The organism is Variovorax sp. WS11, from assembly GCF_010499245.1.
In the GTDB taxonomy this organism is placed as follows: Bacteria; Pseudomonadota; Gammaproteobacteria; order Burkholderiales; family Burkholderiaceae_C; genus Variovorax.
Window position 1 is genome coordinate 191,742 of record NZ_JAAGOW010000003.1, and the last position, 21,918, is coordinate 213,659.

General features: G+C 68.6%; 19 protein-coding genes. 7 read left to right on the plus strand and 12 right to left on the minus strand.

Translation table 11 applies throughout. From position 1 onward, the window contains the following. Positions 1–2: 2 nt before the first annotated feature. From GXN78_RS26665 to GXN78_RS26705, 9 genes are all read right to left on the minus strand, one after another. Positions 3–1,343, minus strand: a complete 1,341-nt coding sequence (locus tag GXN78_RS26665) for a GTP-binding protein (protein WP_106558398.1) — start codon at positions 1,341–1,343, stop codon at positions 3–5. Positions 1,344–1,345: 2 nt separating this feature from the next. After that, entirely contained in the window at positions 1,346–2,299 is a 954-nt protein-coding gene (cysD, locus tag GXN78_RS26670) for a sulfate adenylyltransferase subunit CysD (protein WP_106558378.1), read from the minus strand. A gap of 43 nt (positions 2,300–2,342) precedes the next feature. Further along, on the minus strand, positions 2,343–2,963 hold the full coding sequence (locus GXN78_RS26675) for a phosphoadenosine phosphosulfate reductase family protein (protein ID WP_106558379.1): 621 nt from the start codon (positions 2,961–2,963) through the stop codon (positions 2,343–2,345). A gap of 11 nt (positions 2,964–2,974) precedes the next feature. Further along, positions 2,975–3,382, minus strand: coding sequence for a DUF934 domain-containing protein (locus GXN78_RS26680; protein WP_106558380.1), 408 nt, complete (start codon positions 3,380–3,382; stop codon positions 2,975–2,977). After that, on the minus strand, positions 3,379–5,157 hold the full coding sequence (locus tag GXN78_RS26685; RefSeq protein ID WP_106558381.1) for a nitrite/sulfite reductase: 1,779 nt from the start codon (positions 5,155–5,157) through the stop codon (positions 3,379–3,381). The genes GXN78_RS26680 and GXN78_RS26685 overlap by 4 nt, the downstream gene beginning before the upstream one ends. 232 nt (positions 5,158–5,389) lie before the next feature. Further along, positions 5,390–7,006, minus strand: coding sequence for an MFS transporter (locus GXN78_RS26690; RefSeq protein ID WP_106558382.1), 1,617 nt, complete (start codon positions 7,004–7,006; stop codon positions 5,390–5,392). A 50-nt stretch (positions 7,007–7,056) separates the two neighbouring features. Next, entirely contained in the window at positions 7,057–7,806 is a 750-nt protein-coding gene (locus GXN78_RS26695; RefSeq protein WP_239142938.1) for an extensin family protein, read from the minus strand. Between the two features lie 22 nt (positions 7,807–7,828). Beyond that, positions 7,829–8,443 carry a hemolysin III family protein gene (locus GXN78_RS26700; protein ID WP_106558383.1) on the minus strand — a complete coding sequence of 205 codons (615 nt, stop codon included), beginning with the start codon at positions 8,441–8,443 and terminating at the stop codon, positions 7,829–7,831. A gap of 230 nt (positions 8,444–8,673) precedes the next feature. Further along, positions 8,674–9,318, minus strand: coding sequence for a LysE family transporter (locus GXN78_RS26705; protein WP_106558384.1), 645 nt, complete (start codon positions 9,316–9,318; stop codon positions 8,674–8,676). A 70-nt stretch (positions 9,319–9,388) separates the two neighbouring features. On the opposite strand from GXN78_RS26705, the gene GXN78_RS26710 reads away from it, so the two are divergent. Beyond that, positions 9,389–10,288, plus strand: coding sequence for a LysR family transcriptional regulator ArgP (locus GXN78_RS26710; RefSeq protein ID WP_106558385.1), 900 nt, complete (start codon positions 9,389–9,391; stop codon positions 10,286–10,288). Between the two features lie 304 nt (positions 10,289–10,592). Here the strand turns inward: GXN78_RS26710 and GXN78_RS26715 are convergent, their stop codons facing one another. Further along, the gene (locus GXN78_RS26715) at positions 10,593–11,492 is read right to left on the minus strand and encodes a transglutaminase family protein (protein ID WP_106558386.1); all 900 of its coding nucleotides are present in this window, start codon (positions 11,490–11,492) and stop codon (positions 10,593–10,595) included. Positions 11,493–11,513: 21 nt separating this feature from the next. On the opposite strand from GXN78_RS26715, the gene GXN78_RS26720 reads away from it, so the two are divergent. Then, a complete protein-coding gene (locus tag GXN78_RS26720) occupies positions 11,514–14,813 on the plus strand; it encodes a hypothetical protein (RefSeq protein ID WP_164255783.1) in 3,300 nt (1,099 codons plus the stop codon). Here the strand turns inward: GXN78_RS26720 and mnmC are convergent. Beyond that, on the minus strand, positions 14,789–16,660 hold the full coding sequence (mnmC, locus tag GXN78_RS26725) for an FAD-dependent 5-carboxymethylaminomethyl-2-thiouridine(34) oxidoreductase MnmC (RefSeq protein ID WP_106558388.1): 1,872 nt from the start codon (positions 16,658–16,660) through the stop codon (positions 14,789–14,791). The genes GXN78_RS26720 and mnmC overlap by 25 nt on opposite strands. A gap of 16 nt (positions 16,661–16,676) precedes the next feature. Then, positions 16,677–16,952, minus strand: a complete 276-nt coding sequence (locus GXN78_RS26730; protein ID WP_106558389.1) for an oxidative damage protection protein — start codon at positions 16,950–16,952, stop codon at positions 16,677–16,679. Positions 16,953–17,092: 140 nt separating this feature from the next. On the opposite strand from GXN78_RS26730, the gene GXN78_RS26735 reads away from it, so the two are divergent. The 5 genes from GXN78_RS26735 to ssuC all read left to right on the plus strand — a co-directional run bounded on the left by GXN78_RS26735 (position 17,093) and on the right by ssuC (position 21,903). After that, complete coding sequence (locus GXN78_RS26735) at positions 17,093–18,115, plus strand: sulfate ABC transporter substrate-binding protein (RefSeq protein ID WP_106558390.1); 1,023 nt, start codon at positions 17,093–17,095, stop codon at positions 18,113–18,115. 13 nt (positions 18,116–18,128) lie between these two features. Then, the gene (ssuE, locus tag GXN78_RS26740; protein ID WP_106558391.1) at positions 18,129–18,713 is read left to right on the plus strand and encodes an NADPH-dependent FMN reductase; all 585 of its coding nucleotides are present in this window, start codon (positions 18,129–18,131) and stop codon (positions 18,711–18,713) included. A gap of 107 nt (positions 18,714–18,820) precedes the next feature. Next, positions 18,821–19,780 carry a sulfonate ABC transporter substrate-binding protein gene (locus GXN78_RS26745; RefSeq protein WP_106558392.1) on the plus strand — a complete coding sequence of 320 codons (960 nt, stop codon included), beginning with the start codon at positions 18,821–18,823 and terminating at the stop codon, positions 19,778–19,780. Between the two features lie 101 nt (positions 19,781–19,881). Beyond that, the gene (gene ssuD, locus GXN78_RS26750; protein WP_106558393.1) at positions 19,882–21,051 is read left to right on the plus strand and encodes an FMNH2-dependent alkanesulfonate monooxygenase; all 1,170 of its coding nucleotides are present in this window, start codon (positions 19,882–19,884) and stop codon (positions 21,049–21,051) included. Positions 21,052–21,069: 18 nt separating this feature from the next. Beyond that, positions 21,070–21,903 carry an aliphatic sulfonate ABC transporter permease SsuC gene (gene ssuC, locus GXN78_RS26755; protein ID WP_106558394.1) on the plus strand — a complete coding sequence of 278 codons (834 nt, stop codon included), beginning with the start codon at positions 21,070–21,072 and terminating at the stop codon, positions 21,901–21,903. The last annotated feature ends 15 nt before the right edge of the window (positions 21,904–21,918 follow it).

The following is a 21,918-nucleotide window of genomic DNA, read 5'->3' on the forward strand; positions in this document are numbered from 1 at the left end:
TTTTAGGCCTTTGCCGGCGCGGGCTGCACGAGCACGGCCGCCGAGGTGCGGTGGGATGCGGTGTCGACCAGCACCAGCGAACCCAGCGCGCGCGATTGCGCGAAAGGCAGCACTGCGAGCGGCTGCTGCAGCGAGAGCACCACGTCGCCGATCGAGTTGGGCTCCAGCCGGTCCGCGGGCTCGGAGTCCAGCGTCGTGATGTTGACGCGGTCGATGATGCGCGCCACCTTGGCCTTGACCCAGCGATGGCCCTGCAGCGCCCAGTAGACGCGGCCCGCGGTCAGCGGCTCGTCGTCCAGCCAGGCGATGGTGGCGGTGATCTCGCGCACCGGCTCGAAGGCCTCGGGCGCCAGCAGCCAGTCGCCGCGCGAGACGTCGAGCTCGCGGTCGAGCACGATGCCGGCGCTGTGGCCCGCATGCACGGTCTTGGGCTGGCGCGTGTGGCTCAGCACCTGCGCCACGGTCGCGACTTGGTTGCCCGGCAGCACGGCGACGCGCTGGCCCGGCTCCACGTGGCCGCTGGCCACGCGGCCCCAGAACACGCGGCGGCCCTTGGAGGTGTCGGCCGAGCCGGAGAACTTCTCGACCCACTGCACCGGGAAGGCGAAGGGCACGGCTTCGTCCTGCTGGGTGACGGGCAGGTCCTCGAGCAGCTCGATCAGGCTCGGGCCCTCGTAGCCGCACCAGTCGCCATGGCGCGAGGCTACGTTCCAGCCCTTCAGCGCCGAGATCGGCACGGTGGCCGTGACATTCACGCCCGCGGCCTCTGCGAAGCTCGCGAGTGCTTCCGAGATGCGCTCGAAGGCGAGCTCTGCATCGGCAATGGCATCGAGCTTGTTGACGGCGAAGACGATGGACTGCACGCGCAGCAGGTGGCACAGAAGCGTATGACGGCGCGTCTGCGGCAGCAGCTCGCGCTTGACCACCTCGCCGTCCCCCACTTCGGCGGCCCAGGCCAGCTTGGTCGCGTCGACCAGCACCACGGCAGCGTCGGCGCTGGAGGCGGCGGTGACCATGTTGCGCGTGTACTGCTCATGGCCCGGCGCGTCGCCGATGATGAACTTGCGCCGCGCCGTGGAGAAGTAGCGGTAGGCGACGTCGATGGTGATGCCCTGCTCGCGCTCGGCCGAGAGCCCGTCGGTCAGCAGCGCCAGATCGGTCTCGCCGCCGCGCTGCACGCCGGCCAGCTGGTCCTGCAGCACCGTCTTGCTGTCGACCAGCAGGCGGCCGATCAGCGTGCTCTTGCCGTCGTCGACGCTGCCGCAGGTGATGAAGCGCAGGGCCGTGCCCGTGTCGCCATGGATGGCCTCGGCCGCGGAGGAAGTGGTGGTCGTCGCAGTCATCATCAGAAGTAGCCGTCTTTCTTGCGCTTCTCCATCGAAGCCTCGGAAGTCTTGTCGTCCATGCGCGTGGCGCCGCGCTCGCTGACCTCGGCGGCCAGCGTTTCGATCACCACGTCGGCGGCATCGGCCGCCAGGCTTTCGACCGGGCAAGTGCAGGTGATGTCGCCCACGGTGCGGAAGCGCACGTCGCGCAACTCGATCTGCTCGCCGTCGCGCGGCGGCGTGAGCTCGGTCACCGGCACCAGCAAGCCGCGGCGCTCGATCACCTCGCGCTTGTGGGTGTAGTAGATCGAGGGCAGGGCGATCTTCTCGCGCTCGATGTACTGCCAGACGTCCAGCTCGGTCCAGTTCGAGATCGGGAACACGCGGAAATGCTCGCCGGGCGCCAGGCGGGTGTTGAACAGGGTCCAGAGCTCGGGGCGCTGGTCCTTGGGCTGCCATTGGCCGAAGGCATCGCGGTGCGAGAAGATGCGCTCCTTCGCGCGGGCCTTCTCCTCGTCGCGGCGCGCGCCGCCGATCAGCGCGTCGAAGCGGAATTCCTCGATCGCTTCGAGCAAGGTCACCGACTGGTGCACGTTGCGCGACTCGCCCGGATGCGCCAGGCGCACGGTGCCGCGCGCCATCGAATCCTCGACGCTGCGCACGATCAGCTCGGCGCCCAGTTCCTGCGCGCGGTGGTCGCGGAAGGCCGTCACTTCTGGGAAGTTGTGGCCGGTGTCGATCATCAGCAGCGGGTAAGGCAGGCGGCCGGCGCCAAAAGCCTTCTCGGCGCACTTCAGCAGCACCAGCGAGTCCTTGCCGCCCGAGAACAGCAGGGTCGGGCGCTCGAAGGAGGCAGCGACCTCGCGCAGGATGAAGATGGCCTCTTCCTCCAGTGCATCGAGCTGCGTGTTGGACAGGCGGGTCGGCGCGTGCGCGGTTTGCAGCAGCAGGTCGGGTTCGGTTCTGGCGTTCATCGGGTGCGGTGCTCAGTGCGGAGAATCAGTGAAACGTCGGGGCTCAATGCGCGAGATGCAATCCGCACTCGCGGTTCTCTTCGCCTTTGGTCGGGTCCACGTAGTCGAAGTTGTTGGGCAGGCCATGCGCTTCGCAGTAGGCATACAGATCCTTGGACGACCAGTGCAGCAGCGGGGCAACCTTGATCAGGCCATCCGGATTGACGCTGACCGCATCCATTTGCGCGCGCACGGCTGTGTCGGTGGCCCGAAGCGCGGTGAACCAGACCTTCGGTGCCGTCTCGCGCAGCGCTCGGGCAAAGGGCTCCAGCTTCACTTCTTCCGTGAAAGCGGCATGGCGCGGATCGTCGAGCGCCGGCGTCGGGCCCTCCACCGCTTCGCGATGCGCGCGCGAGCGGCGCGGCAGATAGATATGCAGATCCAGACCGAGCAGCTTCGTCACCTCGTCGGCAAACCGGTAGGTGGCCTCGGTGTTGTAGCCGTTGTCCATCCAGACCACGGGAACATCAGCCTTTGCGCGCGTCACCATGTGCAGGATCACGGCCTCGAACGGGCGAAAGTTCGTGGTGACGATTGCGGGCTGGCCCAGACCGATCGCCCAGTCCACCAGGCCCTCCGCGTTGTGGCCGAGTTCGGAGTTGATGCGTGGAAGATCGATGCTCATGTCAAAGGTTCTCATGCGGCCTTGGATGCCGCCGAGGCGAAGTGCGGCGTGGACTGCACCGCATCGCCCTGGTAGTAGGTGGCGAAGCGGTCGAACTGGCGCTGGGCAGCCGAGGCGTCCACACCTTCCTTCAGCACCGCGCTGGAGAAGCCGGTGCGCTGCATCTGCACCAGCTGGTCGATCAGCACGTCGCCGGTGGCACGGATGTCGCCCTTGAAGCCCAGGCGGCGGCGCAGCAGGAAGGCCTGGCTGTAGGCGCGGCCATCGGTGAATTTCGGGAAGTCCAGGTCGATGCGGTCCACGTCGTCGAGGCAGACCTCAATCGCCAGCGGGTCGGCGTCGTTGGCGAGCTGCAGCACGTTCGGCTCGCCGTCGTCGACATGCTCTTCAGCCGATAGGATGCGAAGCGTCTTGTTCATGCCGCCTCCTCCACCTTGAAGCGCGCACCGTTGGCCGCAGCCTTGAAGGGCTCGATGCCCACGCGGCGCAGCGCGTCGATGAAGGTCTCGCCGGCTTGCCGGGTGTCGCGGTAGGTGTTGAGCACCGCCTCGATGACCTCGGGCACCTCGGCCGCCGAGAAAGAGGGGCCGACCACCTTGCCCGGCTGCGCCGCGCCCGACAACGCCGAGCCGTCGGAGCCGCCCAGCGTGACCTGGTACCACTCCTTGCCGTCCTTGTCGACGCCGAGGATGCCGATGTGGCCGCTGTGGTGGTGGCCGCAAGAATTGATGCAACCGCTGATGTGCAGGTCGATCTCGCCCAGGTCGTCGAGCTCGTCCAGGTCCTGGTAGCGCTCGGTGATCGCCTCGGCGATCGGGATCGAGCGCGCATTGGCCAGCGCGCAGAAGTCGCCGCCGGGGCAGGCGATCATGTCGGTCAGGAGGTGCACGTTGGCGCTGGCGAAGCCGGCCTCGCGGGCGGCGAGCCACAGCGCGTGCAGGTCCTCGGCATGCACCCAGGGCAGGAGCAGGTTCTGGTCGTGCGTGACACGGGCCTCGCCGGCCGAGAAGCGGTCGGCCAGCCGGGCCGCCGTGTCGAGCTGGTCGGCCGAGGCGTCGCCGGGCGCCTGCCCGATGCGCTTGAAGGACAGCGTGACCGCGCGCAGCGCCGGGTTCTTGTGCGGCGCCACGTTGCGCTGCAGCCAGCGCGCGAACATCACGTCGTCGGCGGCCTGCGCGCGCAACTCTGAATCGGTCTGCTCGGCGCTCTGGAACACGCGGGTCGCGAGCTGGGGCGGCACGAAGGAGGCCGCCACGCGGTCGAACTCGTCCTGCGGGATGGTGTGCGGCGCGCCGTCGTGCTCGAGGATCTGCTTGTATTCGGCCTCGACGTCGTCGATGTAGCGCTGGCCCTCGGCCTTCACCAGGATCTTGATACGCGCCTTGTACATGTTGTCGCGCCGGCCGTAGCGGTTGTAGACCCGCACCACGGCCTCGAGGTAATTCATGATCTGGTTCCAGGGCAGGAACTCGCGCAGCAAGGTGCCGATGATGGGCGTGCGGCCCATGCCGCCGCCCACCTGCACGCGGAAGCCCAGCTCGCCGGCCTCGTTCTTCAGCAGCTTCAGGCCGACGTCGTGCCAGCCGGTGGCGGCACGGTCCTCGGCGGCGCCGGTGATCGCGATCTTGAACTTGCGCGGCAGGAAGGCGAACTCCGGATGCAGCGTGCTCCACTGCCGCATGATCTCGGCAAAGGGGCGCGGATCGGCGGCCTCGTCGACCGCGATGCCAGCGCGCTCGTCGCTGGTGATGTTGCGGATGCAGTTGCCGCTGGTCTGGATGCCGTGCATGTCGACCGAGGCCAGCAGGTCCATCACGTCGGCCGACTTGGACAGCGGAATCCAGTTGTACTGCACGTTCTGGCGCGTGGTGAAGTGGCCGTAGTGCGTGGGCAGCTTGTGCGTGCCGAGCAGGCCTTGGGTTTTCTGCGCGGTCTTGTAGACCTCGGCCTCGGGCTCGTCGTATTCGCGCGCGATGCGCGCCAGCACCCGCAGTTGGGCGCTCGAGAGTTCGCCGTAGGGCACCGCCACGCGCAGCATCGGCGCGTAGCGCTGCACGTACCAGCCGTTCTGCAGGCGCAGCGGCCGGAATTCGTCTTCGGCGAGCTTGCCGGTTTGCCAGCGTTCGAGCTGGTCGCGAAATTGCGCCGCGCGCTGGTGCACGAACTGGCGATCGAAATCTGTGTATTGGTACATCGTGTTTTTCTGCTGCTGGAAGGCGTGCGTCCACGGCCCTGTCAACGTGAGCCGGGACTTTAGAAGCGCGCCTTATGGAAACAAACTATTTTTTGGTTCGCGCTTTATGCGGATAAGCATATTCACAAGCATTCATGCGGGTTGCGGGGCGATGGAATGCTTATTCGGGATAAGGCCGAAGGCGGTGCAGCCGCCCGCGGCGCGCGGGTCGCGCCTCGAACACCAACTGATTCTAGGAAGCGCTGCCGTGGCTTGCACCGAGCGCGTCCTGGATGTCCTCCAGCCCGCGTCCGCGCGTCTCGATCCCGCTGCGCACCAGCATCACCGCCGCCACCGCCATCGGCACCGCGATCAGCAGGGCCGAGACGGCGAAATGGCCGAACACGCCCAGCACGCCGAAGCCCGCGCCCAGGATGCCGCCGAACTTGGAGCCGGCCGCCACCACGCCGGAGCCAGTGCCGCGCAGGTGGACCGGGTAGATCTCCGCGGCGTAGGGGATCAGCATCGCGATCACCCCGCTGGAGCTCACCAGCAACAACGCGGTGGTCAGCACCATCGCGAGGCTGGACTGCACCCGCGCCAGCCCCAGGGCGAAGAAGAGCAGCAGCGTCGCGGCCGTGAGCGCGATGAACAGCACCAGCGCCTTGATGCTGCTCCAGCGGTGGTAAAGCCAGATGACGATCGCGATGCCCGGCAGGGCCAGCAGGGCCGATCGCGCCAGCAGCGCGCTGGCGGCGGTGGCGTCCATGCCCATGCTGCCCAGGTTGGTCGGCAGCCACAGCAGGAAGCCGAAGTTCACCAGGCCCCAGGCCACGCCGCAGACCATCAGGCCCCAGGTGATGCGCGCGTGGCTGCCGCGCAGCAGTTGGCGGATGCCACCGGCCGGCGGTTCCTCCTCGGCCACCACGGCGGCGGCGCCGGGCTGCCTGGCGCTCGCGGCTTCGGTGCCGGCGAAGCGCGCGAGCACCGCGCGTGCCTCGTCGTCGAGCCCCGCGTTGGCGAGGAAGCGCGGCGATTCGGGAATGTAGCGGCCCAGGAAGACGATCAGGAGCCCGGTCGGCAGGCCCAGCAGCCAGAGCGCGCGCCAGCTGAATTCCGGCACCAGCAACGCCGCCGATCCGGCCGCCAGCAGGTAGCCGGCCGAGGTGCCGACGCCGCCCAACGCCACCAGCAGCCAGCCGCGGTGTGCGGCCGGCACGGTCTCGGCCATCAGCGTGAAGGTGATGGGCAGCAGCCCGCCGGCCGAGGCGCCCATCAAAAAGCACATGGCGAGGTTCCAGCCGAAGGCGGGCATCGCGCCGCAGATCGCGGTGCCGATGAACATCAATGCCGACAGCAGGATCGCCGCGCGGCGCCCGAACACATCGGCCATCCGGCCCCAGAGCACCGAGCCCACGGTGGTGCCGGTGAGCGCCACCAGCGCCAGCACGCCGGCGGTCTGCTTGCTGATTTCGTATTCCTTCGTCATGCCGGGCATCACGAAACCCAGCGTGGCGGGCTTGAGCACGTCCACCGCGAGGGCGATCACCAGCACGATCACCAGCTTCCAGTGCTCGCCGTTGAGCGGCACTCCGTCGGCCACATGGAACTGCAGGTGGCGGTCGCCGTGCAGGCTCTTCTTCATCTGCGCGATGCGCGGCATCAGGCCGTACATGGCCAGCAGCACGCCCAGCGGAATCATGGCCATGCCGGCGAGCATGGTGGCGTCCATCTCCATCCCCACCATCTGGTAGCCGGTGTGGCGGCCCATCATGAACATCGGCACGTGGGCCAGCACGCCGCCGATGATGGCGATGCAGCCGAGCCAGAAGGCGATGGGGTGGTGGAAGGAGAAGTTCTGGGGCTTCATGCGTTATTTCGAGGACGGCGCTGCATGTTAGCGAAGGCCGCCGCCGCGGCTCAGCGGCACAGGCCCCAGCCGCCGACCTCGAGGTGGAAGTGATCCGCGTGCACGGCGTTGTAGTCGGGGCCGAGCACGCCGTCGAAGAAGCGGCAGGCGCCGGCGTGCGCATCGCGCAGGAAGAGCGCCTCGGCGTCGCCGTCCTCCCAATCGCGCCGCACGGTGATGCGCCGCCGGTCCTCGCGCACGAAGCCCGCGACGTCGAGCGCGTCCGCGGTCGCGTGGCGGCTGCGGCGGCCGCTCGTTCGAGCCTGGCCTTCGCCGGTGTTGATATCGCGACAGGCATAGCTGCCCAGGTGCTCCAGCGTCACGACGGGCATGCCGAGGCGCAGCACTGCCGCCGGCTGCAGCGCGTGGCGCTCCCACATCGCGAAGGACAGCGCGGCCCCGCAGCTCAGCACCGTCGGCGAAGACAGCGACATGCTCCGGCCGCTGCGCAGGCGCACCGCATTCTGGAAGCCGCAGCCGGGCCCGGTGCTGCGATCGGGGACCGTCTCGTACGCCAGGCCGGTGCCGGCCAGGGCAGCCAGGCAGCGTGCCGGGTCGCGGCGCGCGTGGCGGAGCTTGAAGCCGGTCAGCAGGTTGGGCTCGGCCGCCACGTCGAGCGGTGCCCACGGGTTGAAAGGTTCGGGAATCCGGATCGAGCCGCTGTGCAGGGCCCAGCCCAGCGAGAGCAGTGCCGCCAGCACGGCGATCCATGCCAGGCGGACGACGATGCGGCGAGCGCGGGAAGAGGAGGGGGCAGGCACGTCGCCCCAAGTCTAGGGGCGCCTAAAGGACGAAGTGCGCCACCGTCACGTAGTGGCTCGCCGTGCCCGCCAGCACGAACAGGTGCCAGGTGCCGTGCGCATGCCGCCAGCCCAGCGGGTTGCGATAGAACACCGTGCCCGCCGAGTACCACAGGGCGCCGACCAGCAGCCAGGCCAGCCCGGCACCGTCGAGCCGCTCGACCAGCGGCACCGCCGCCAGCACGCCCAGCCAGCCCATGCCCAGGTAGAGCGCCAGCGAAGGCGCCGGCGGCTCGCCCGGCCGCATCTCGCGCACGATGCCGAACAGGGCCGTGCCCCAGGCCGCGGCCAATAGCGCCCAGCCCCAGGCGCCCTGCAGTGTGACCAGGGCGAAGGGCGTGTAGCTGCCGGCGATCAGCAGGTAGATCGCGCAATGGTCCACCCGCTGCCAGAACAGCTTCGTGCGGCCGCGCGTGCTGTGGAAGAGGGTGGAGGCCCCGTACAGCGCCACCATCGACAGCCCGAACGCCAGGGCGCTCGCGGTCTTGGCCGGGTCGTTGCCGGGCATCGTCTTCGTCAGCAGCAGGGCGGAGCCGGCCGTGGCCAGCATCAGGCCGAGCAGGTGGCTGTAGCCGTTGAAGCGTTCGCCTTGGTACATGGGGGTCACCTCAAAGGAATTGGGTCGAGTGGGCCGCGGCATTGCTGCGCCGTCATGACATCTGACAACGAACGTCGCGCCCGCACATCACCCGTTGGGCTTAGACGTACCCCATTCATGGGACCCCAAAAGTACTGGCCTTGCGGCTTGCCGCTGAGCGGGTCCCCGAGGGCGGCGAGGCGCGTGCCCTGGTGGCCGAGCTCGAAGCTCGCCTGGCGCAGGCGCGCGCCTCAGCGCAGCAGCAGCGCAGACAGCCCCTGGCCCGCCAGCAGCCCGCCCAGCAGCAGCATCACGGAGCCCACGAAGGCATCGAGCCAGCGCCAGGCGGCCGGCTGCGCGAAAAGCGGCGCCAGCAGGCGGGCGCCGATGCCCAGCGTCACGAACCAGCCCGCGCTGGCCAGCGCGCTGCCGGCGATGAAGGCGGCCTTGCCGGCGCCGGGCTGCTGCGCGCCGACGGCGCCGACCAGCAGCACGGTGTCGACATACACATGCGGGTTGAGCAGGGTGAAGGCTGCCGTTTGCGCCATCACGCGCGGGAGCGGACTGGCGCCGCCGCCGGCCCGCGCCGCATGCAGCGCGCCGGGGTTCAGCGCGCGCCGCCAGGCCAGGGCCGCATGGGCGAGGAGGAACAGGGCGCCGCCGAGGGTCAGCAGGGGGGCCAGCGCCGGCAGGCTGTCGAGCACCCGGCCCATCCCGAGCACGCCGACCGCGACCAGGAGCGCATCGGCCACCGCGCAGAACAGGACCACCGGCAGCACGTGCTCGCGCCGCAGGCCCTGGCGCAGCACGAAGGCGTTCTGCGCGCCGATGGCGACGATCAGGCCCAGGCTCAGGGCGAATCCGGTGGTGAAGGAGGGAAGGAAGAAGCGATCCATGCGCCGATCATTGGCGCTGCTGCAAAATCAGTCCAGTTAACTTATCTGCGGCTGCATTAGGAATACTTCATTGCTCGACTACCTTTCCCTCTCGGCCGTCGCGCAGGTTGTGCGCGAGGGCAGCTTCGAGCGCGCCGCGCGCGCCCTGCATGTCACGCCCTCGGCGGTGTCGCAGCGCGTCAAGCAGTTGGAGGACCGGCTGGGCCTCGCGCTCATCGTGCGCGGCACGCCTTGCGTCGCGACCGAGGCGGGCGCCTGGCTGTGCCGCCACGTGGAGCAGGTCGGCATGCTCGAGCGCGAGTTGCACAGCGCCCTGCCGGCTCTCGGCGCGCTCGATGCGGGCGATCAGCGCGTGACCCTGCGCGTCGCCGTCAACGCCGACAGCCTGGGAACCTGGCTCATGCCCGCCATCGCGGCCTTCGGCGCGCGCGAGCCGGCCCTGGTGGACCTGAGCATCGACGACGAGACGCACACGGCCGAATGGCTGCGCACCGGAGCCGTGCTCGCCGCCGTGACCGCCAGCCCCAAGCCCGGCCAGGGCTGCCGGAGCGTGCCGCTGGGCCGCATGCGCTATCGCGCGACGGCGAGCCCTGATTTCAAGAAGAAGTACTTCGCGCGCGGCGTGACGGCGAAGGCCCTGGCCGAGGCGCCGAGCCTGGCCTTCAGCCGCAAGGACAAGCTGCAGGCCCAGTGGCTGCAGGCCGTGTGCGGCGAGGCGGTGGAGGTGCCGCGGCACTGGCTCCCCTCGACCCAGGCCTTCGTGGCCGCGAGCGTGGCCGGCGTGGGCTGGGGCATGAACCCCGCGACGCTGGTGGAGCCGCACCTGCGCGACGGCAGCCTGGTCGAGCTGGTTCGCGGCGCCGACCTGCAGGTGCCGCTGTACTGGCACCACGTGCGGCTGAAGATCCCGATGCTGGAGCGGCTCACGCAGGACGTGGTGGCGGCTGCGCGCGAGGGGCTGGAGCCCTGAGACGCGCTCAAGCCTTCTTCAGGGCCACCAGTGCCGGACGGTGACGGCGATCACCCGCGCCGCCTGGCTGCGCAGATCGCGGGCCGGCGCGGGCAGCGGCGGCCCGCGCCGTGGCGGGGGAGGGGGAATCAGGAAAAGATGCCGGGCCCGCGCCGGTGCACAGGCGGGGGATGGAGGTGTGCATGCCGGGGTGCCTTGGATTTTTTCTCGGGAAGGCAGGGCATCTTAGCTGTATAAAAATACAGTGTCATGACAGCCTCCTGCCAAACCCCCATCCGGCTCGGAAGAAGAGCGCCGGCCGTCCTCATCCGGCGCTGCGCCGCACCTGCACCGTCGCCTCCAGGCCCTCGTAGGCCTCGGGCTTGCCGAACCAGCTCCCGCTGATGGGCGCCGCCAGCGACGGATCGCGCGCCACGCCCACGCGGATGAGCAGGCCGCTGCCCATCAACAGGTTGTTGGTGGGATCGAAGGCCACCCAGCCGGCGCCGGGCAGGTAGGCGTGCAGCCAGGCGTGCGTGGCGCCCGCGCCGGTGATCGTCTCGCCCGGCGCGGCTGTGTCGCCATCGAGCGCCGAGTCGTAGAGATAGCCCGAGACGAAGCGCGTCGCCACGCCGAGCCGGCGCGCCGCCTCCATCATCAGCAGCGCGTAGTCGCGGCAGCTGCCGCTGCCCAGCGCCAGCGTCTCCAGCGGCGTCTGCGTGCCTTCCTCGTCGCGTGACGTGTACTTCAGGCTGTGGCCTATGTGGGCGTTCATGCGGGTCAGGACCTCGAGCGTCCCGTTGGGCTTGTCGACGTGCAGAAACTGGTGGGCCCAGCGGATCAGCGTGCCTTCCGGGTCGTCGTGGTGCGGGCGCAGGTAGTGTTCCAGGTCCAGCCGCTCCTGCACCGAGTAGGCGAAGGGCAGGTACTCGGCGGCCGGCTCCAGCGTGAGCAGGTCCGGCGGCGCCGGCACATGTTCGATGGTGAAGGAGCACACGATGCGCAGCTCGGTCGCCTCGCCCATCGGCTGCACCAGCGCGATCGAGTTGGAGTAGGGGTCCTGGATCATGCGCACGTGCGCCTCGGGGCTGATCTGCAGGTCGGTGGCGAGCACGCGCAGGTCATGGCTGTCGCGCGGCCTGAACATCACGCGGTGCAGGCCGAAGCGCACCGGCGCCTTGTAGCGGTAGACCGTGGTGTGGGTGATGTCGTAGCGGATGGTCATGGCGGATTTGTCTAGCCTCGATTGAGGAGGTCTCTTCCGTTCGGAGGACGCTGCTGTGCCGAAAGGCACATTGTCGCGGCAGCGCACCTTCCTAGACTGGACTGTGAAGGGGGCCGCATGGACAAGGACTCCAAGTCCGGATTCGGAGGCGCGACAGGCAACGGCGTCATCGCGGTACTGCTCGTGGCGGTCGGGGTGCTGTTCGTGCGCGAGGTGCCACTGGAAACCATGCGCATGCCAGCTACCGACCCACGCCTCGAGCTGCATCACGCCATGCAGGACATCGATGCGCGCCTTTGGCAGGATCCCTTTGGCGCCGTCAGCAGGGGCAGGGCGGAAGCGCGGAAGAATGATGCGGCAAGAGCCCGGGGCGATGATGCGCGCCGCACAGCGAAGCTGATGGAGGAGATCCGTTCACGCCGACCCGTGGAAATACTGGCTGTCATGCTGCCCGGCGGGCCGTATTCGGAAAATGTGGAAAGCCGGCGGCGTGCGCGCTACGCCGTGCTCGCGGGCCTGAATGCGAGCAGGTTTTCGCCCGTGGACACCGAGCATCTGGGCTACTTTTTCGGGCCGTCCCCTCCGGAACCTCCGGCGGCATCCATGGAACCGATTCCTTACGAATGGTTCGAGCCTGCGCTGGACGCCCGCCAGCGGCCCGACGGCCTCGACGCCCACGTGCTCGTGGTCTGGCTGCAGAGCGAGGCCTTCGGCAGCGAGCCATTGCGGCGCATCACGGACTTGGCCCGGCTCTTTCCTCAGGCGGGCGTGAGCTGGCGGATCCTTGGGCCGAACGGTTCTGACGGACTCAAGGCCATGATCGACGAGGTGGCAGCTCGGACTTTCAGGAGCGAAGCCCTGGTCTGGCCGATGCGCTTCTACTCGCCGTACGCGACCGTGCCCGACCGCGTCCTTTTGCGTGGCGTGGTGCCGGACGGCAGCATCCTGAGCCTCTCCGAGTTCTTTTCGAGAAGGGGCGTGGCACTGGTGCGAACCATCGGCAACGATGCTCGGCTCGCCGACGACCTGGTCAAGGAGCTCGGCTTGCGTGGCCTCGACGCAAGAGCCCTTCACGACGGTGAGGACTACAGCGACGCCTGCCCCCGAGCCGCGGGTGAGGAGAGGAAGAAGGAGAGCAAGAAACCGAGCAAGGAAAAAACTTCGCCACACAGCCACATCGCCGTGGTCGCCGAATGGGACACCTTATACGGCCGCAGCTTGCGGCGCGAGTTCAGGCCGACCCGCCATGAGGCGGGCTTCTGCGTGGAGCGCTTCCACTATGTGCGCGGACTCGACGGACAGATGCCTCGCAGCGATGGAGGCGCCTCGGCGCCCGAGGACGGCCGGAAGCCGACGCAGGTCGAGAAGGAGGCGGTGCATCGCAAGGACGGCACCTTCATCGAGCGCGCCGAAGGGCAAAGCCAGTTCGACTACCTGCGGCGGCTCGCCGTCCAGATGCGCGAGCAGGACCGCCGACTGCGTCGCACGAGTGCCGACGGCAAGGGCCTGCGTGCGATCGGCGTGCTGGGCAGCGATGTGCACGACAAGCTGCTGGTGCTGCAGGCGCTGCGGCCGGAGTTTCCCAGCGCCATCTTTTTCACGACCGACCTGGATGCGCGCTTTCTGCATCCGCGTGAGCAGGCCTGGACACGCAACGTCGTTGTCGCCTCCAGCTTCGGCTTCACGCTGGCCGACCGGGTGCAGATGGGAACGCCGCCGTTTCGCGACGGCTACCAGACCTCCACCTTTCTCTCCACCCGCATCGCGCTCGATGATGCGCGGCGCCCGTCGGAGCCCTTGACGCAGGTGACGATCTCGAACTGGCTCGTACCTTCGCGGATCTTCGAGATTGGCCGGACGACGGCCTTCGGCTTTCACGGTCAGGCAGACAACGACGCGGCCGCCAGCGAGGGCACCCGGTGCAAGCCGCGGGAGTGGATCCGATGCGACAACATCCATCCGCCCGCGTCGCCGCGCTATCCGGCGATGAACTGGGCCGCCGCGAGCTTGATCGCCTGCACGCTCGCCCTTGCGCTGTGGGCGCGCGCCTTTCCGTTCAGACGTCGTGTCGAAGGCGCGCCCGCGCGCGGCCTCGGTCCCGTGCCCAGTGGGAAAGCCGTGCTCGCGCGCGGCGCCGCCGTCGCGGCCGTCTTCCTGCTGCTCCTGCTGGTCTTGCTGGCCTTCGCGGCCCACTGGCAGCTCCTCGCCGAACAGCTCACTCGCGATGGCAAGCCGCTGCTGTTTCTCGAAGGCATCAGCCTTTGGCCCACGGAAGCGATACGGTTGATAACGCTGCTGCTGTGCATGTACCTGCTGTGCCGGGGCTGGGCGGCGTTGACCGACAACTTCGATGAGATCACGAGCGAATTCGAGCTGAGCCCCGCGCGCCAGGAGTTGATTGCAGAGCAGCGCAAGGCCGAGGCGAAGATGCCCCTGTGGCGAAAGATCGCCCAGGTCTTCTCCATGCGTTTCGTGCCGCCCCGCACGCGCACAAGCCACGCCGCACCGGGCTTGCCGATCGAGGCACTGGATTTCTGGAAGCGCTATGTGGTGCAGGACCGTCTCGCTGCCAGGGTGTTGCGCACCGCCACCTATACGGCCATCTCTCTGTTCCTGATCTGGCTGGTGGTGCAGTCTGTTGGCGAAGAACGCTTCGTGCCGCAGCGCGGCGACCTGTCGCTTGCGGTGCATGACGCGCTGCGCGGCCCGGTGCTCATCGCGATCTGCTTCCTCATCTTCTTCGTGGTCGATGCGACCGCCTTCTGCGTAGGATTCGTGCGTGGCCTGCGCGGCCAGACGGTCAGCTGGCCGGAACCCACGTTGAATCTTTTCCGTTGGCGCACGGGCATCCCGCGAACGCACTTGGACGGCTGGATCGACCTGCAATTCATCGCACTGCGCACGCGCTGCGTGACGCGCCTCATCTACTACCCCTTCATCGTGATTTCGCTGTTCCTGCTGTCCAGGAGCGCTGTGTTCGATCACTGGACTTTGTCCATGAGCACTCTGCTGCTGTCCGTCGGTGGTGCCGTCGTCGCGTTGGGTTGCGCGGTCGCGTTGCGCATGGCGGCCGAGGGCTCGCGCCGGCACGCGATCGAGCAGGTTGAGGACGCGTTGATGCGCGCGAACGCACAGACGCCCACCCGGGCGGCTGCCGCTACGCCGGAGCAACTCCAGCGGCTCAAGGAGCGCATCGAGCACCTGCAGATGGGTGCCTTCGCGCCCTTCTGGCAGCAGCCGCTGGTCAAAGCCGTGCTGCTGCCTTTCGCCACGCTGGGTGGCTCGACGCTGCTGGATTACTTGGCGCTCGCCGACATCTGAGGCGCTCGACGCCCGCGCTGCGCGTCGAGCGCCCGGGCCTGCGCGGCTGGCAGCGGCAGGGGCTCGCCATGCCAGCGCGCCGCCAGCAGTTCGGCGCACAGCGCTGCAAAGCTGAGCCCGCGCGAGCCCATCGCCGTACACAGCCAGATGCCGCCCGGCGCCTCCGCGTCTCGCGGGCCGACCAGGGGCCGCCGGTCGCTGGAGGCACAGCGCACGCCGGCCCACGCCTCGAGCTCGCCGCGCTCGAACAGCGGGGCGAGCTGCCGTGCCGCCTCCGGATGCAGGCGCGCGAGGCGCTCGCGGTTGGATTCGGTGTCGTCGCTGCGAAGACTCGCCTCGCCGTTGTCGCGATCGAAGGTGGCGCCTGTGAGCCAGAGCGGGCCGCCGGGGTCGGGCACGTGGGCGATGAGATGGCCGTCGCCATTGATGGGCATCGGGGGCAGGCGCATGCCCGCCGCCATGCGTCCCCAGGCGAGCTGGCCGCGCACCGGCTGCAGCGGCATTGCCGGTGTCAGCGCCGCGCTCTCATGGCCGGCCGCGATCACCACGCGATCCGCCTCGGCCAACAGTTCGCCTTCGGCATCTCGCAGCAGCCAGGGGCCAGAGCCGTCGATCCGTGCGACGCGGCATGCCATCCGCACGCGGATGCCGGGCTGATCTAGCCAGGCCTCGACCAGCCGCGCCGGCCGCACCCAGCCGCCGCGCGCGTGCCAGATCCCGACCGCATCGGCGGGCAGGCCGGCCTCGCGCAGCTGATCTGCGGACGCGTGCCAAGACTCGTTCGGCCCCTCGGCGCTCCAGCCCAGCGGCAGGCGGGCGGTGTCGACGCTGCGGCGCTCGAGCACGCCGCCGGCGCGCCAGTCCGTGCCTTCGGCCAGCAGCGTGCATGCCTGTTGCCAGGTGGCCCGCACGCCCGCGCGCGTGAGGCGCGAGAGCAGGGCGTCGTCGGGCGAGACATGCGGCGCGAGCACGCCTGCCGGCAGGCCCGAAGCGCCCGCCGCGGAATGGGCGCCGGCCTCCAGCACCAGCACCTGCCAGCCGCGCCGCGCCAGGCTCGCCGCGACGGCAGCGCCGGCCAGCCCCGCGCCGACCACGACACAGTGGCCGGGCGAGGAGACCACCGCCCGATCCACGACGCGTTGCCGCAGCGGCCACGAAGGCTCGAACACGCCCTGCAAGCAGTCGCGCTTGGGCGGCAAGCCCGCGGTCTTGCGCAGTTGAAAGCCCGAGGGCGCCAGCGCATCGCGCACCCCCCGCGCCACGGTCCAGGTCGCCAGCCGCGTGCCGCGCCGGGCAAAGCGGGCGACGGCCTTGAGCGTCTCGGCAGACCACATCTGCGGATTGCGTTCCGGGCTGAAGCCGTCCAGGAAGATGCTGTCGGCCTCGAAGCGATGCAGGGCGCGCAGCATGGCCTGCACATCGCCGATGCACAGCGTGAGCAGAACCCGGCCGCCCTCGAACGCCAGACGATGGAAACCGGGAAGTAGCTCCCACCACTGCGCGGCCAGTTCGGCGGCCAGCGGTGCGAGCTCGGGGTGTGCCGCCGCGGCCCGCAGCAAGTCTTCGCGAGCGACCGGGTACGCCTCGATCGAGACGAAATGCAGCAGCCGCGGCCGCTGCGGGTCAGCCCGCCAGGCCTGCCAGCTTGTCAGAAAGGAAAGGCCGAGCCCGAAGCCGGTTTCGAGAATCCGCCATTGCGACTGGCCGGCCCAGGCCTCGGGCAGGCCGCAGCCGTCCAGGAACACATGCCGGGCTTGGGCCACGGCACCGCTTTCGGAGTGATAGATGTCGCCGAAACGCACGCTGTGCGGCACGCCGTCGGCGCCCCAGGCGACCGGCTCGGCCATCGCGCGAGCCAGGGGATCAGTTGGGCGGTGGGGGAACGTAGCCCTGCGCGACGTCGGCGCCTTCGCCGAAGAAATGCTTTTCCATCTGGCGCGCCAGGTACTGGCGGGCGCGGGCATCGGCCAGGTTCAGCCGGTTTTCGTTGACCAGCATGGTCTGTTGCTTGAGCCAGGCGGCCCAGGCCTCCTTGCTGACGCTTTCCCAGATGCGCTTGCCGAGTTCGCCGGGGTAGGGTGGGAAATCGAGCCCCTCGGCCTCTTTGCCGAGCTTGATGCACTGGACCATGCGTGCCATTTGGATGCCTCTTCAGAAACGGGGGTGGGGTGGCTTAGTTGATTTGGCTATTTAGAACTGAGAACTCGGTCGTTCCAGATTCCTTATGCCGAATTCAGAATTCGAAGCTTCACTGTTATGCCTTTCTGAAGCACAAGACCATGAGCTACCGCCGCGACTTTATCAAGCTTTCCCTCGCTGCTGCCGCTGCTGCAGGCATCGCCCTCACGGCATTGCCGTCGTTTGCGCAGGGCGTGACGCTGCTCAATGTCTCCTACGACCCCACGCGCGAGCTCTACGTGGACTACAACAAGGCCTTTGCCGCCTATTGGAAGGGCAAGACCGGCCAAGCCGTCACCGTCAAGCAGTCGCATGGCGGTTCCGGCAAGCAGGCGCGCTCGATCATCGACGGCATCGACGCCGACATCGCCACGCTGGCGCTGGCCGGCGACACGGATGCGTTGGTCAAGCACGGCGGCCTGGTCAACGCCGACTGGCAGAAGCGCCTGCCGCACAACTCGGCCCCCTACACCTCGACCATCGTCTTCCTCGTGAAGAAGGGCAACCCCAAGGGCCTGAAGGACTGGGACGACCTCGCCAAGCCCGGCGTGCAGGTGATCACGCCCAACCCCAAGACCTCGGGCGGCGCGCGCTGGAACTACCTGGCGGCCTGGGAGTTCGGCAAGCGCAAGTTCGGCGGCGACGCCAAGGCCAAGGAATTCGTGTCGAAGGTCTACAAGAACGTGCCGGTGCTGGACACCGGCGCGCGCGGCTCCACCATCACCTTCGTCCAGCGCGGCGTGGGCGACGTGCTGCTGGCCTGGGAGAACGAGGCTTTCCTGGCGCTGAAGGAATTCGGCCCCGAGAAATTCGAGATCGTGGTGCCCTCGGTCAGCATCCTGGCCGAGCCCACGGTGACGGTGGTGGACAAGGTGGTCGACAAGAAGGGCACGCGCGCCGTGGCCGAGGAATACCTCAAGTACCTGTACTCCGACGAAGGCCAGGACATCGCGGGCCGCAACTACTACCGCCCGACTTCCGACAAGGCGAAGGCCAAGTACGAGAAGCAGTTCCCCAAGCTCACGCTGTTCACCATCGACCAGGCCTTCGGCGGCTGGGCCAGGGCGGACAAGGAGCACTTCGCCGACGGCGGGTCCTTCGATCAAATCTACAGCGCCAAGTAAGAGCGCCCCGATCGTGACTGTTCTCCTGATTGCCGGCAGCCCCTCGGCCCCTTCGCGCTCGGCGGTGCTGCTCGATGCGGTGGCCGCGCGGCTGGCATTGCGAGACGTGCCGGTCGAGCGGATCGCGATCCGCGAGCTGGCAGCGCATGCATTGCTGCTGGGCGAGGCCTCGCATCCGGCGATCCAGCATGCCGCCGAACAGGTGCGAAAGGCCGATGCGATCGTGATCGCGACGCCGGTCTACAAGGCGGCGTACAGCGGCGTGCTCAAGGTCTTCCTCGATCTGCTGCCGCAGTCCGCGCTGCGCGGCAAGACGGTGCTGCCGCTGGCCACCGGCGGCAGTCCGCACCACATGCTGGCGCTGGACTATGCGCTGCGGCCGGTGCTGCAGTCGCTGGCGGCGCGGCACATCCTGCCGGGCGTGTATGCGACCGATGGGCAGGTAACGCTGCAGCCCGAGGGGGCCTACCAGCTGCAGAGCGAGCTGGCCCAGCGCCTCGACGACGCGGTGGACGCGCTCGCGCACGAAGGGCTCAAGCTCCCGGCGACGAACGGCTTCGAGCCGGTGCCCTTCTCGCGCGTGCGATGTAGCGTCTGAAGCCCGGGCCTGCGGGCCCGGCGCGTCTCTCTCCCTCCCATTTCCTCCTGCGTTCTTCGCCGCCGCGCGTGCGGCGCGGGACGGCTCACGCCTGAAAGACATTCACCATGAAGACCTTGCATTCATCGAAACGCCGCGCCTTGATCCGCGGCGCCGCCGCGGCGATCGCACTGCCATCCCTGGCCGCGTTCGCCCAGGCACCGGCGCGCCAGCTGCGCATTGGCCACCAGAAGGGCGTGCTGAGCCTGCTCAAGGGCCGCGGCACCCTGGAGAAGCAGCTGGCGCCGCTGAACGTCTCGCTCAAGTGGACCGAGTTCACGGCCGGGCCGGTGCAACTCGAAGCGCTCAACGTCGGCTCGATCGACTTCGGCGATGTCGGCGAAGCGCCGCCGATCTTCGCGCAGGCCGCGGGTGCGCCGCTGGCCTACGTGGCGGCCACGGTGCCGCGCCCGCAGTCGGAAGCGGTGCTGGTGCCCAAAGGGTCGGCGATCCGTTCGGTGGCCGAGCTCAAGGGCAGGAAGGTCGCGCTCAACAAGGGCAGCAACGTGCACTACTTCCTGGTCAAGCTGCTGGAGAAGCACGGTCTCGGCTATGGCGACGTCAACGTCGTCTTCCTGCCGCCTTCGGATGCGCGTGCCGCCTTCGAGAAGGGCTCGATCGACGCCTGGGTGATCTGGGACCCCTTCCTCGCCGCGGCAGAAAAGACGCTCGAGGCGCGGGTGCTGGCCGACGCCGCGGGCGTGGTGGGCAACCGCGGCTACTACTTCTCCTCGCTCGGCTACGCAGAGAAGAACGCCGATGTGATCCGGATCCTGACCGAGGAGATCGACAAGGTCGACCAATGGGGCCAGGCGAACAAGAGCGCCTACGCCGCCGAGCTGTCGCAGCTGTGGGGTATTCCGCAGCCGGTCGTCGACGTCGTGGTGGGTCGCTGGAAGTACGGCACGGGGCCGATCACCAAGGCCATCCTGGCGGAGCAGCAGAAGATCGCCGACACCTTTTTGTCCCTCGGGTTGATCCCCAAGAAGATCAACGTGCTCGATGCAGCGGCTGCCGGCATTGCCTGACCGCGCGCTGTGGCGCCTGCGCGCCGTGCGGGTGCTTCGCGCCACGGCACGGGCGTGGGGCCTGCGGCGCTTTCTCTTCGCCATCTGATCGAGATCACACCATGCAAGTCTTCTGGTTTCTTCCCACCCACGGCGACAGCCGCTACCTCGGCACGACCGAAGGTGCACGCCCCGTCGACCTGGCCTACCTGCAGCAGGTCGCCGGCGCGGCCGACCAGCTCGGCTACGAGGGCGTCTTGATCCCTACCGGCCGTTCCTGCGAGGACCCGTGGGTGATCGCGGCCAGCCTGATCGGCGCGACGCGCCGGCTCAAGTTCCTGGTCGCGGTGCGGCCCGGCTTGCACCAGCCCAGCCTGGCCGCGCGCATGGCCGCGACCTTCGACCGGCTCTCGGGTGGGCGCGTGCTGGTCAACCTGGTGACCGGCGGCGATCAGGCCGAGCTGGAGGGCGACGGCGTCTTCCTCGACCACGCATCGCGTTACGAGCAGTCGGCCGAGTTCATCCGCATCTGGCGCGAGATCATTGCGCGCAGCCATGAGGGCCAGGCTTTCGACTACGAGGGCAAGCACCTGAGCGTGAAGGGCGCCAAGCTCTTGTACCCGCCGACGCAGAAGCCTTATCCGCCGGTGTGGTTCGGCGGCTCCTCGGCGGCTGCGCACGAGCTCGCGGCGGAGCAGGTCGATACCTATCTGACTTGGGGCGAGCCGCCGGCCGAAGTGGCGAAGAAGATCGCCGACGTTCGCGAGCGCGCAGCGCGCAAGGGCCGGAGCGTGAAGTTCGGCATTCGCCTGCACGTGATCGTGCGCGAGACCGATGACGCGGCCTGGAAGGCGGCAGAGGAACTGATCAGCCGCGTCGACGACGCCACCGTGATCCGCGCTCAGGCCGCCTTCGCGCGCATGGACTCCGAAGGCCAGCGCCGCATGGCCGCGCTGCACGCGGGCGGAGCCAAGCGCACACGCGCCGAACTGGAGATCTCGCCCAACCTCTGGGCTGGCGTGGGCCTGGTGCGCGGCGGCGCCGGCACCGCACTGGTGGGCGACGCGAAGACCGTGGCCGCACGCATCGAGGAGTACGCGGCGCTGGGCCTCGACAACTTCATCCTCTCGGGCTACCCGCACCTCGAAGAGTCGTACCGCTTCGCCGAGCTGGTGTTCCCGCTCCTGCCGCGTAAGCGCCGCCCCAGCCTGCCGGGCGGGTCGCTGACCGGTCCCTTCGGCGAAGTCGTCGCCAATCTCGATGCGCCTTCGCGCCTCGTCTCTCAAAGCTGATCGCGAGGATTTCTACTCATGACTGAACAAGTGCAGCCGTTGCCGGTCGCGGCTCCTTTGCTGGGGCCAGCTCGAGCCTTCGGCCTCGGCGTCGCCAGGCGCCTCGTGCCCTGGCTCGTGCCCGTGGGGCTGATCGTCGCGTGGCAGATCGCCTCGTCGCTCGGCTGGCTCTCCACCCGCGTGCTGCCGGCGCCGGTCGACGTGGTCAAGGCCGCGTGGACGCTGGCCGTCTCCGGCGAGCTGTGGACCCATGTGAAGGTGAGCGCCGGCCGGGCTTTGTCGGGCCTGGCCATCGGCGGCGGGCTCGGGCTTGCGCTGGGGCTACTGACCGGCTCGGTCAAGTTCCTCGAGACGCTGCTCGACTCCACCATCCAGATGGTGCGCAACATCCCGGCGCTGGCGTTGATTCCGCTGGTGATCCTCTGGTTCGGCATCGACGAGTCGGCCAAGCTGTTCCTCATTTCGGTGTCGGTGTTCTTCCCGATCTACCTCAACACCTTCCACGGCATCCGCAACGTGGACCCGCAGCTGATCGAGATGGGCCGCACCTACGGGCTCTCCCGCTGGCAGCTCTACAAGGAGGTGATCCTACCCGGCGCGCTGTCCTCGATTTTGGTGGGCCTGCGCTTCTCGCTGGGCCTCATGTGGGTGATCCTCATCGTGGCCGAAACGATCTCGGCGCAGGCCGGCATCGGCTACCTCACGATGAATGCGCGCGAGTTCCTGCAGACCGACATCGTGCTGGTGGGCATCCTGCTGTACGCGCTGCTCGGCAAGCTGGCCGACGTGTTCGCCCGCGGGCTCGAACACTGGTGGTTGCGCTGGCACCCCGGTTATCAAAAGCGCCAATGACCCATGCCGAAGCCC